This is a genomic window from Paenibacillus sp. MZ04-78.2, from assembly GCF_024213375.1.
Lineage (GTDB): Bacteria > Bacillota > Bacilli > Paenibacillales > NBRC-103111 > Paenibacillus_G.
The window spans coordinates 1-11,691 of sequence record NZ_JANAVJ010000070.1 but is presented as its reverse complement, the minus strand read 5'-3'; the positions used below and the strand labels follow the sequence as shown (position 1 = coordinate 11,691).

The 11,691-nt window shown below is 40.9% G+C and carries 14 protein-coding genes; 3 read left to right on the top strand and 11 right to left on the bottom strand.

What is annotated here, in order from left to right; genetic code table 11:
* Positions 1–518 precede the first annotated feature (518 nt).
* The 3 genes from NLX71_RS25185 to NLX71_RS25175 all read left to right on the top strand — a co-directional run bounded on the left by NLX71_RS25185 (position 519) and on the right by NLX71_RS25175 (position 2,613).
* Positions 519–1,802: a DUF3238 domain-containing protein gene (locus NLX71_RS25185; protein WP_254366528.1), complete on the top strand. Its 1,284-nt coding sequence runs from the start codon at positions 519–521 to the stop codon at positions 1,800–1,802.
* A gap of 15 nt (positions 1,803–1,817) precedes the next feature.
* Positions 1,818–2,183, top strand: a complete 366-nt coding sequence (locus NLX71_RS25180) for a hypothetical protein (RefSeq protein WP_254366527.1) — start codon at positions 1,818–1,820, stop codon at positions 2,181–2,183.
* Between the two features lie 133 nt (positions 2,184–2,316).
* Positions 2,317–2,613 carry a hypothetical protein gene (locus NLX71_RS25175; RefSeq protein ID WP_254366526.1) on the top strand — a complete coding sequence of 99 codons (297 nt, stop codon included), beginning with the start codon at positions 2,317–2,319 and terminating at the stop codon, positions 2,611–2,613.
* On the opposite strand, the gene NLX71_RS25170 is transcribed toward NLX71_RS25175, so the two are convergent.
* The 11 genes from NLX71_RS25170 to NLX71_RS25125 all read right to left on the bottom strand — a co-directional run bounded on the left by NLX71_RS25170 (position 2,602) and on the right by NLX71_RS25125 (position 11,479).
* Positions 2,602–4,224 carry a recombinase family protein gene (locus NLX71_RS25170; RefSeq protein WP_254366525.1) on the bottom strand — a complete coding sequence of 541 codons (1,623 nt, stop codon included), beginning with the start codon at positions 4,222–4,224 and terminating at the stop codon, positions 2,602–2,604. The two genes, NLX71_RS25175 and NLX71_RS25170, sit on opposite strands and share 12 nt — an antisense overlap.
* A gap of 84 nt (positions 4,225–4,308) precedes the next feature.
* Positions 4,309–4,440 carry an SHOCT domain-containing protein gene (locus tag NLX71_RS26915; RefSeq protein ID WP_309248987.1) on the bottom strand — a complete coding sequence of 44 codons (132 nt, stop codon included), beginning with the start codon at positions 4,438–4,440 and terminating at the stop codon, positions 4,309–4,311.
* A gap of 64 nt (positions 4,441–4,504) precedes the next feature.
* A complete protein-coding gene (locus tag NLX71_RS25165) occupies positions 4,505–5,407 on the bottom strand; it encodes a hypothetical protein (RefSeq protein WP_254366524.1) in 903 nt (300 codons plus the stop codon).
* Positions 5,408–5,419: 12 nt separating this feature from the next.
* Positions 5,420–5,695, bottom strand: a complete 276-nt coding sequence (locus tag NLX71_RS25160) for a hypothetical protein (RefSeq protein WP_254366523.1) — start codon at positions 5,693–5,695, stop codon at positions 5,420–5,422.
* A gap of 2 nt (positions 5,696–5,697) precedes the next feature.
* A complete protein-coding gene (locus tag NLX71_RS25155; protein ID WP_254366522.1) occupies positions 5,698–6,006 on the bottom strand; it encodes a phage head-tail connector protein in 309 nt (102 codons plus the stop codon).
* Positions 6,003–6,158 carry a hypothetical protein gene (locus NLX71_RS25150; protein WP_167670336.1) on the bottom strand — a complete coding sequence of 52 codons (156 nt, stop codon included), beginning with the start codon at positions 6,156–6,158 and terminating at the stop codon, positions 6,003–6,005. The genes NLX71_RS25155 and NLX71_RS25150 overlap by 4 nt, the downstream gene beginning before the upstream one ends.
* A 79-nt stretch (positions 6,159–6,237) precedes the next feature.
* Positions 6,238–7,068, bottom strand: a complete 831-nt coding sequence (locus tag NLX71_RS25145; RefSeq protein ID WP_254366521.1) for a phage major capsid protein — start codon at positions 7,066–7,068, stop codon at positions 6,238–6,240.
* A gap of 27 nt (positions 7,069–7,095) precedes the next feature.
* Positions 7,096–7,710, bottom strand: coding sequence for a DUF4355 domain-containing protein (locus tag NLX71_RS25140; RefSeq protein ID WP_254366520.1), 615 nt, complete (start codon positions 7,708–7,710; stop codon positions 7,096–7,098).
* A gap of 583 nt (positions 7,711–8,293) precedes the next feature.
* Positions 8,294–9,589 carry a phage portal protein gene (locus NLX71_RS25135; protein WP_254366519.1) on the bottom strand — a complete coding sequence of 432 codons (1,296 nt, stop codon included), beginning with the start codon at positions 9,587–9,589 and terminating at the stop codon, positions 8,294–8,296.
* A 14-nt stretch (positions 9,590–9,603) separates the two neighbouring features.
* Positions 9,604–11,238 carry a phage terminase large subunit gene (gene terL / locus NLX71_RS25130; protein WP_254366518.1) on the bottom strand — a complete coding sequence of 545 codons (1,635 nt, stop codon included), beginning with the start codon at positions 11,236–11,238 and terminating at the stop codon, positions 9,604–9,606.
* Positions 11,239–11,293: 55 nt separating this feature from the next.
* Positions 11,294–11,479: a hypothetical protein gene (locus NLX71_RS25125; protein WP_254366517.1), complete on the bottom strand. Its 186-nt coding sequence runs from the start codon at positions 11,477–11,479 to the stop codon at positions 11,294–11,296.
* Between the last annotated feature and the right edge of the window lie 212 nt (positions 11,480–11,691).

The following is an 11,691-nucleotide window of genomic DNA, read 5'->3' as shown; positions in this document are numbered from 1 at the left end:
CATCCCTCCACTTCAGGTTATTTCACATTGTAATGGATTAAGAGAAAAGACTCAAAGGTAATTTCGGGGCTTTAGAGATAATGCTTGCTATCAACGTAGTTACCATTCAACACTTTACCTATACTGGTGTCGTAAATAAATTCAACTTCTTTCATTTTAACTATTAACTCTTTAGGATAGTTTATAAAAGAAAAGCCTGCTTTCTCAGCAGACCATGTTGAAACATTTACCTTTCAATCCTCCCGATATATCCTTACCACGCACTCCACATGTATCGAGATGGTGAAAGGGATATATCCCCGATGCTGATACTCATTGTTCCATACTGTATAGTATACTGCTAAAATTCAAATATGGAAATGAGCTTGCAAGCCAAACCCGAGCAATAGATCGTAGATCGCTTCTCAAATATGCCCTTCCCAAATCTCAGAAAGTGTGGTTGAAATTTACATCAAATAGAAGTCGTATCTATCCGATATAAATAAGATAACGACTTGGTTGAAATGGAGATATGCAGAATGAGCATTTTATTGAGGGTTGAACGAGAACCCGGTCATCCACCGATTGAGCTTGGCGATGGAAAAATTACTGGCTATAGCTATACCAACACAAGTCCGGCAGATTTTTTAGCCAAGGCTTATAACGTGGTACATTCGATTCAGATACGGGGGGAGATTCCACTTCGACTGCTTCCTCCTGTGGAAAAAGATGCGGACAACTCCAATACGCTGTATGCATGGGCACTTACTGAATATAGGCCGGACAATGGTTATTATCGAACCGTGACCTTACGAATCGTGAGGCAGGAAAAGACGATTCGAGAGGTCAAATTTACACATGCATACGTTCACGTGTATCAAGAACAGGTTAACGGCTTGAAAGGGGTACTAGAGTTTGAGCTTGTCGTAAGACAGAAAAAAGATCAACTAGATAATATTCGGTTTGGTTTGGTTGAAGCACAACCAAACGTCGTTGAAAACAAAGGAAAACGTGTTACCGCTGCTGCTCATGCGCCAAAGATAGAAAACTGGGAGTCCAATAATCGAAGTAAGAGTAAGCTTTTTCTTTATCCTGTGGACAATTTATTGAAATATGTTGAACCCTTGGATAAAACAGACGAAGAGGACAAAAAGTTGCCCCTACAAATCCAAGATGAAATCAATTGGTGTAAGCAATTGTGGGAGCAACAAGAGTTGCAAAATATAAAAAAAGAGATCCATACTGTTGCAAACTTTTTGAGAGAAATCGGTAAAAGTGGGGATGACTACGCCGTCCTACGATTAAAAACTTTCATTCCCTCAGAAACATTATACCTTCTAGACAATGTATTTGAAGGAACAGGTGATGGTAGAGATTTTAATGTTGATGCCACAAGCAATAGAACAGTCCAGTATAGTGTTATAAACTTCAGCAACAAACAGATGTATAATTTTAATTATACAGGTAAATCCCACCAGACCCATCCGTATAAAAAGGAGAAGACTGTTAATAACGATGGGATGTATGTTTCATATTCGTTGGAAGAAGGGATATTCAAGTTAACTGCGTCTCTCTCTTCTGGTAATCCAATAGCCCCTATTGCGAAGATTGATTATAATATTAATATAAACATTGATCCAGATAACAAAACGTATAAATATGAAGGAACTACTGACGGTTTTCCTGCTTATGAATGCTACATAAGGCGAAAAGATGGTAAATATAAAAGAATGTTTAATACACCTCCACTGACGCCTATGGGTGCTGAGTATCTAGTTGACGGCTATGGCGATATGAAAATACAAGGAGAAGGTTCTTTTTAACAAGGGGGTTACTGGTTGAAAAAACGTTTAATTTCTCTTGCTATCCTAGTGTTGATTATAGTTTCTTACTATGTTTTCACCGATAAGAAAGTTAATTGGAATGAGAACCTCGAAGGAAACAAATATGAAGTTACTTTCTCCTATTTTAATAGCAAAAAAGAAATCCCTATTCAGATCGAAAAGGGACAATTATTATTTTTTAATAATATATGGAATTTCGAGCGTGGAACATTAGGATTATCTATTTTTGATCCAAGTGGTGTATCGTTGGAAACAAAACATAAGCAGATCAGAGCGGAGAAATCCGGAATATATACTGTTGTTATTTATGGAGAAAAATTGGAAAATGGCCATTTGATTTTTAGTTGGGAAATTAAATGAATGCGACTAACCTTCGTTTTTTTCAGCTATCTAAAAAATTTCTTTTCTACCGCGTAGAGTAGATAAAAACAACTTGCCACCCTCTCCGAACAGAGTTAAGATACACACACTCAAACAACGGAGGGGATTTCCTATGGAACAATGGCCAAATTGGTTTCTCGATGCTCTCAAGTTAAGATTCGATACCTCAGCGCTTACTGCCCAGAAACAATATGCTCTGTTTCCGGTCCATCAGAAGCTTGCTGCTTTAAACGATGCCATTAGACATCGGGCAGACGATGATCTGCTCGTTCTTTTGAGCGAGTGGGAGGATATGTTAAATCATAAGCATAATATCGAAAAAGAGTGGCTCTATATGCAAGGAGTTCAAGACGGGATTCGAATCATTTACCCCGCCTTACACTCGTCAGATTATCGTTTAGCCCACTAACTCGGTTATTTCCATCCCACTTTTTAAAGTGAAAACAAAATGCGCTGGCGAGAGAATAGTTATCTTCTCCACCAGCGCATGAAATAGGCTATCGTCAAATTGTTCGAGTAATTCTTGCCGTAAGCTTAGAACTTGTATGATTTCATCGACACGTTCCTTGATTTGGGCTTTTTGGTCATTATCTTTCTCCAGCAGGGATTTCTTTTGCCGAAGTTCGTTCAGCTCGCCCGAGATTCTGGTATTCTCTTCATTGTACACCGCTTCGTCAATCTGATCCCGAATCTTCAGGTTTACCAACCCTTTGAGGTCAAATTTTAGCTGTTCCATTTGCCGCTCGATTTCCAATAGTGGTTCATGTCCTGTTCGTTTAGTTAATATCGTTTCAATGTTAGACTTGAGCGTTCGGATAAATCCATCCTTGTTCTCATGCATCCGATTGAACACTCGTACAAACGCATCCTGTAGTACAAATTCATCGACCGCTTTGGCATCGCAAGCGTCTTTACCTTCGTTCACGTAGGTTCGGCATTGCCATACGACTTTCTTGGATGCGTTGTTACTGTTCCATGTTCGGCGTTTAAAAATGGTTCCGCAACATCCGCAGAATACTTTGCTGCTAAGTGGATATTTGCTGGAGTATTTCTTTCGGTCGCCTACGATATTGCCTTTCGGCTTTGCGCGGCGCTCTTTTTCCTTTTGTACCGCTTCGAATATTTCTTTTGAGATGATCGGCTCATGATTTTCTTCGATCAAATATTGCTGTTCCTGCCCTCGATTCTTGATTCGCTTATGGGTAAGAAAGTCAATCGTTATTGTTTTCTGCTGGAGTAAGGCCCCATAATATTTCTCATTCGTCAAAATAATCGTGATGGATGAATCCCACCATTTATCGCCGCCAGTGACCGTTTTGATTTTATCTCGCATCAAGCCTTTGGCAATGGCTTCGTAACTTTTGCCTTCCAAATATTCTTGGTAAATCCGCCTTACAATCTCGGCTTCCTTTTCGTTAATGACCAGCTCTCCATTCTCGTCCTTATCGTACCCGAGGAAGCGAGTCGTGTTACAGAATACTTTCCCTTCAGTGAATCCTCGCAAGATGCCCCATCTACTATTTTCTGAAATGTTCCTGCTTTCGTCCTGAGCAAGGGAACTAAGAATCGTCAAGAGCACTTCGCCTGTAGTATCCAGTGTATTGATGTTCTCTCGTTCAAAAAATACTGCGATTCCAAGACTTTTAAGTTCTCGGACATATTTCAGCAAATCGAGTGTATTTCTTGCAAACCGGGAGATCGATTTGACGAGTATCAGGTCGATCATGCCATTTCGAGCATCCTGTATCATACGGTTGAAGTGAGTTCGATTTTTCGTATTCGTGCCGGTAATGCCTTCATCGGCATAAATATCAACCATATCCCATTCCGAGTTGCTTTGGATATGTTGCGTATAATGGTTCACTTGATTTGTATAGCTTTCTTTTTGTTCCTCCGAATCTGTGCTTACGCGGCAATAGGCTGCGACTCGTTTCTTGTGAAATTCCGGAATCCCATCTAATGTCTCAATCGTTCTTACTGGTACAACGACTACTTTCTTTGCTGTGGCTGCTTTTGTCATGGCGATTCTCCCTTCGGATATATTCTTATTGCTGTGTCATGTTATAATTGTTCCGGCACATCATCAAGTCCATTTCTGCCCATTCTACGGGCTATTGAAGGACTTTTTATTTAATAAATCGATCTCGGTAAACTCTTCCTCCGTGATTAAATTTTGCGATTTGAGTTGCTTCAATAGGCTGAGGCTAAGCATATATTCGATAGTATTTGTTTGCATAAGCAGTTGGCTCCTTTTCCAGTGAAATAAAAATGGACTTACCCGAAGAGGATAAGCCGTAGGTCTAAAATAAGTTTTTGATTTGGATTGTCTTCTCTATTGTGATTGTGGGATCACTCGTTTGCGTGGCAGATAGTACGATATATTTGTTGATATAGCTGCTTTGACTGCCCGCTTTTACGGTTACGTTATTACCTGTGCTTGCCGTGATGATTCCCATAACTGGAGTCGAGTGATCTTGGTTTCGTAAGCTCCATTGTATCGAGTGATTGCCATTATCGCCAAGAGTGTAAGACTTGATCGTACCGAGTTTGAGTATCGAGTCTCCACGTATCGTAAGCGGATCATTTTGCTTACTTTGATCCGAATCTGGTTTCATCATGTTCGTATGCGGAAATTCAAATTGCCATCGATCCGCTATGTTGCTTTCGACATCATCATAAGGTGTTGAGATCAAGTCCAATGTGCAGCTTAATTTAATGATGCCTTTGACGGTATGGTCAATTCCCGTCACTTTAAACGGCTGGTGCGTATGATAAAATCGCTGATGAAGCGAGATCATTTTCGTATCGGCGTTGTTTTGAAGGGATAGATGAACATTCCCGTCAGGCAAAGAAATTACATTACCTGTATCAATCGAGAATGCTTTCCCCTCAATTATAGAATCGAACCATTTGACGTTGCCGTTCCAGTTGAATGCTATCCGATCATTGCATTTCCGTATTCTGCCGCGGAAAGAGTATTCATTTCGATCAATCTGACTTACCGTTAAATATCGCTCGCTTCGGTAATCGACGTAATCGCCTGTCTTGATCTCTACAGACGTACGTATGAATTTATCGTCTTCATATTGGATTTTATCAGCTGCATCCTGAATGAGGGCAAGCTGCTGCATACCGTTAATATGTATATGTTCACCTTTCTCCCGAAGGAAAAAGTCAATCATCGGTTCTATGCTTCGTATCATTCTATTCACTTCCTATACAAAATCGGCTTTGCAGCGGTATAGAAACAGTTCCAGATAATCGCTCCATTCCTTCAAGTCCAAGATGATGAAAATGTGATCGGCAATTCGGACGTAACTGTTCAAGTGTAAACCAGATACCTGATCACAAAAGGCTCGATAGGTGATTTCAAGTGTATAGCCGTCTTCATAGGAGATGATTTTAGTATGCGGCTGCACATCGGCATAGATCGTTTGTATCGTTGCCAAATGGACTGAATCCAGAATCTCCATTTTCGTATCATAAAACATGCTCAATACCCCACTTGTATTCTAGGCAGGGGAAGGGAAAGTCGAATACTTGCTGGAATGCCTGGTTCGTATTTGACTGAGCGTTCACCTTCCTTTTTGTCTGTAAGACCGACTGAATCCTTGTTTTTATACAGATATACCGCATAGTCGACAACTACTTCGTTATAAACAGGAGGGAGAAGAGCAATGTTGCAGTAGCCAAGGATATTATTTCTGGCCTTGTTCAAGTAATGCGTGAGAATGTCGTCTTTAGAAACGTCCGTTAATTCCATGCCAAGCAACCGTTTCATCAGATCTAATTGCTCATTCATGTCGTAACCTCTTTCTCATTCCGCTTAGCCTGTTTCGTTTCTTGTTTTGGATCGTCTACTTGTTCATAATTGACGTTTGCCTGCAATCGAAGCATTAATTCCTGATCCACAACTTCCCACTTTAAACCTGTCTCTTTATTCAAAAACCACATGTTCAATAGCCTCCTGAAATAAAAATAGGGGCATCCAAACGGACACCCCGAACGTGTTTCTTCTATATATAATTTCTGATTACGACTTATTTGCTGTAAGTACTGCTAATGCTTCAGGCTTGATGCACTTGGCTCCGAATACCTGCAATCCTTTGAGGGCATCGGAAAACTGCTTCTCAGGACGATACGCTTCTACCGAATCCACTTGTCCAGCAAATGAGATTGCGCTTTTATGACCGGCGATAATTTTGTACTTGGCACCTGCTGTATTCGGCACATTGTTGGATTTGTAAACGGACATGCCATCAATATCTCCGACAAAGCCCGTTCGCATGACATTCGCATCTTTCGTATAGCGTGGATCTTTCACGAGAAGCCCGTAATACCAAGCCGGAACGACGACAAAACGATCTCCTTCGGGTACATCGTTTTCATCTAGAATGACGCCCAAATCAACGAGTAAATCATAAGCTGTATCCTTGGTTGGAACAATCGGAGTTGTATCGTCACCAATGGTCTTACCAGCTTTGACTTCGGTATAAAATCCAGCAATATATTGATCGACCACATTAGCGAGTCCATAGGATGCCTCCACAATACCGCCATCCAGTAAATTGACATTGGCTTGAGCCTTATCTACGTCATCCACTTGAAAGTTAAAATACTTCGCCTGATCGATGACCAGATTTTTTTGCGTAGAGTCGAGTTCTTCCGGATTGCCAATACCTTTGGATTTATCATAGTTGCCGATAGTGACTGCGCCAATCGAATTAATTTTGACCGTGGAGCCTTGACCTTTGACCTCGCCTTCATAATCATGATTGACGACATTTCCATAGACCAGATTTTTCTTAAAGCTCTCATTGAGTCTTGCACTCCAAATGGTAGGAATGAAATTTTGTACTGACATTTACATCACCTTGTCCTTTTCATTTTATTATTTGTTTTGTAATGTTTGTTTAATTTGATCCCAATTCTTGTTGATCTCATCATGCGACATTCCCTTGATGGCATCGAGTGTAAATGTCTTAGCGGTAGAATTAGCAGGGGGAGTATAACCATCGCCTTTAAGCCGTTGCTCGACTTGCTGTTGAACCGACAACTTTAGCGACTGTTCAAGTACAGCCAGATTTGCTGTTGTGCTATCCTCATCTGCTCCAATAAAAAAATCCACCAAGGATAATGGCAGATTCTTGGAACTGGCTATTTTGATGGCTTGACTGGTTAACCGCTCACGGAGCTTTTCTTGCTTCATGTTCTCGATTTCAACACGTAGACGTTCGACTTCGATTTCTTTCTCATCTTTGGCAGGGAAGCGCTTCTTGATCTCCGCATCCAGTAAACTTTCCAGATGATTTGCCTTCCACGTTTCCAGAGATTTTGCTGATCGTTTGTCAACCGTGCTGTTGAACCAACTCTTGGCTTCCTTGTTGGATTGAATGAATTGCTCAATCCCTTCAACGCTCAATGAATTCAAGCCCTGAAGATACGATTGTAATTCCTCGTTTTGTTTGTTGTCCTCGATAAACTGTTTAACTTGTTCCAGATCCATTTTCATAATCTCCTTTGTTGCCCATTCGACTCTGCAGAACCGAACACGCATTATGTTTATTTTGAGAGCAGTTTAATGTCGTGCTCAGGACAACAATGTAACGTATTAGAAATCGTAAAAAATGAGGAAAAGGTACAAACACCTTGACATCTCATTTTTGCTTAGTATAAACCCTTAATTTATAAGGCTTTTTCACACCTCTAAAGCGTTACATCAAGACTGTTTTTGTCTAAACTTTCGAACTCGTAATCGGATGTTTTCCTTCCTCGTCTTTTCCCTACACTGTTCACAGTAAGCTTGACGATTGGAATTAGCCGAGAACGTATCACCGCATTTCTTACATTTCACTTTCGGCTTCGCTGTCTCTACTTCAGTGTCCATATTCCGTTCGGATTTATAGTCACGTTCCAGCTTCTCATCAGTTGGCAATACTCCATCTTCAAAATACCGACAGCTGGGGAGAGGGTTGTCCTGTTGGAAAAATACACAAGAGCCATCCTTCCAGCAGCAATAATTTGGAGTACCATGCCTATCCCCAAGATAAGTGGCACAATTATGTTTGACGAGTTGTTTGATTTTGTTTTTATTGTGCATTCATTGAACCTTCATTTCCATTTTCTACATGTTGTTGTTCGGCATGGTATTTGTTCAGTTCCAGCTTCGGATTCTCTACAAACGGCAGCAAAGTAAGCAGCGTTTCCTGCGACACCACATCTTGCAGCTTCACGATTACATCAGCTAGTCCCGGCAAATCTGTCGGCAAGTTACGAGTGAACTTTACGGCGATATCTCGGTAGTCATATTGAACGCCTTCTTTGATTTGCAAAAACGCAAAAAAATTCCGTAATCGCTTTTTTAACGCTTTTTCCATTAACGCTTCACGTATCGCCACTCGGTTTTCGAGATTCAGCAGTTTGTTACGGAGTGCAAGGGAGGAGGTGTTCGAGGCCCAGTTTTCATTGAAATTAACTTGGTCCATCATGTCAAAGATTTTACGTTCGATGTTATCCAACTCGTTCTTTACAAACGTATCGTTAATCTCTTTCGTCAGCCATGAAACTTTACCACCTGCAGGAACCTGAATGATCCCCATCTTCTTCATGTTGACTAAGTCCTCGGCTTCAAGTTTGGCATTTTCAATGACCAGATACGCATTGCGATGATCTGCAATCTCATTGACCAAATCTGAATTCAGCGCATTGTACGCATCAAATAAAGAAATCACATCTTGGAAGCCGCTTTTCCTCTCCGTATTGGCTGAACAGGAGATAAGGGGAACTCTTCCAAAGATGTGATTGTGTTTGCCGATATAGTTGAGCTTGGGAAACTTACTTTTGAGATTGTTGCCGCTGGCGATTTCATAATACAAAATTTCGCTGTCGGTATAAACGTCCAGGTAAACTGTCTTATCAAATTTGCGTGTGAATTTGTGAAGCCCTAGCAGTACGTTGCGCTCCGTAGTCCCATCCTCCAGCACATAAGCGTTCAAAGGCGACAATACGGTTGCTGAAAACTGGCCATCGGAATCGATGTAATTCAGCTCGAAGCTTTCACCGAATATTTCGCTTTGCTTACGGAGATTGATGTTATGCTCTTTATCCCAGTGACTCATATGCAGATCGATTTTATGCGTGATTTCATCGTGATCAGATTTGGATACATAGTTGACTGGCTTGCCGAGAAGATAGCCTGTTTCATTGTCGACGAATTTTTTGGGAAAGTTGAAAATAAGTTTACGATTGCTGCGACTTTCCTGCATGGCGTAATCCTTAAGAATGGCGTGTTGACCGTTATAGTAATCAAAATATTTTTGCTTGGTTAGCGCGGCGGTGTTGAGTTCGTTTAAGCATTCTAATATGATTGATTCGGTGATTTGCATGGCTATGTATCCTTTCAAAATAATAAACTTCGATCATAGAATTTCAGACTTTTCACTGCCTGTATCAATTGTACAGCCCCATAGAGTGAATCGGGGGCATCATCGAAACGACAATTTCGATTGTAGTCCTTCACTTGATTGTTGTATCGGATGTTCGCAGGATTGAACAGGATATGCCCCTTCTTAACCTCTGGCTCCAGACTGATTATCCGCTCGTGTTTCTGTCCTTTGTAATTCACACTTTCAACTGGAGTGTATATTCTCGTCTTCCATAGCTGCTCCTCAAACTTTTGCTTCATGTAACTCTGTGCTTGATTCACTTCGAAGCCAATCTTACCAACTGGAAAGGTGAGCAACCTTTCGATTGCTACCTGAAACAAATCATCCGGGAGTAATTTATAAACGTTACCGTCAATCACATAAAGCTGTTTCGTTTTTCGATGTTGACCTAATATGGTAATTGCAGAGTAATCGTTCTTCTTACCGGCTTTGATGGCTGGGTCGATGTACATGACGATTTCCATTTCCTCGAACTCGGGTACTCGTTCCCAATGCATGATGTTCTGAAAGATATACTCATCTGTTGAGCGTGGATCGTTTTGTAACTCTTTATAGAAACTCTTTTCACCCATGGCTTGTTTCTTACACATGAGATAGTAATAGTCCAGATATTCGGGCCAGAGTATCTCCGTCCCATCCAGCATTTCCTTTTGATGTGAACGAAAAAAAGACAGAGCCGTATTGACCCTGTCTTCGTCTTGCAGGTTATTGTATAGTCGCTCCCATTCAGACCATAAATCATCACGTTCAGAGAAATGAATGACTGCCGATTTACGGATGCTTCTGACAACCGGAATCTTGCCTTTCAGCAAGTCAGCCATCAAGTCTTCTTCATTTAATATTGTGCCGCAGATTAGAATGTTCGTATCCTTTGTTCCGATGGGGAGAATGACATCGGTAAACGTACTTTTAATCTGTTCTCTTTTCGTTTCGGATCGTGCTGTATCTTCCTTCAGTAAATCATCCATCAGAACAAGCGTAGGTCGATGATGTTTATAGTGGATGCCTCGAAGGGAACCGTCTATACCGCGAATCATGATGCAGGAATCGAGTCCACTTTTACTCCTCAACCATATTTCATTATTGTTCCAGCGGCTTCCTTTACGAATGCCGAAATCCTCAATGAGCATGGTGTTCGTCTCAAGCTCATCTTTAATCATATCGAGGAAGGGGAGAGCAATCTGCTCCGTCGCTGAGATAATCAGCGTAAACTGTGATTTATCGTATAGAGTCGCATAGAGCGGAAATAGAAAAGAACTGATCGTGCTTTTACCATGCTCCCGAGGGAGTCCGAAAGCCGTAATCAGTCCTGTATGGGCAAGCATATGTTTTAACTCTGCAAATAGTTGACGGTGAAACTGACCGAATTGACGGTCAAAATATTTCGGGAAATAGCATAAAGCAAAGAATTCTATATCCATTTCACCGATTAATTTGCGGAGTTCAGAGAAGGAGAAGGTTTCAACCAGTCGTTTGATTTTAGGCGGCTTGAAATGCTTCTCCATGTATTGCTTGAGTAGTTCGGTTTGGCGTTGTTGTACTTGGTTTATTGGTTCAATTGTTATGGCTCCTTTCGTTGATTTATGCACTAAGGCTTCTTTAGTTTTTAAAATATACGAGTCCGTTATTATCTACGTGACTGAATTAATCCCCTTCTGCTGTATCCTTGGTATCTAGGACTCCCATTTCACGATATTTTTTATGGATCTGCACTCTTTTTTGCTTTCTTACAGCATTAAATGAAATCACAAGAACAATAAATAAGGCAATAATCGCAAAATAATACCAGTACTCCATAATAAAAAATAGAGTCAGAGCTATTTGCCACATGCAATTCACCACCTATATTTCAGCCACTTCACGCGGCCTCCAATCAAACATACACACGTTAGCTTAGCAATTCAACACTCAAACGATGGGAATGAGAACCTGGATAGTTGAGCATGAAATACACTTTCCCATATCTGTAAGCGTCAAATCCTCCACACCTAGAAAAACGACGGGATTCATGAGATCATATACGTAACTGATTACGACGCGCA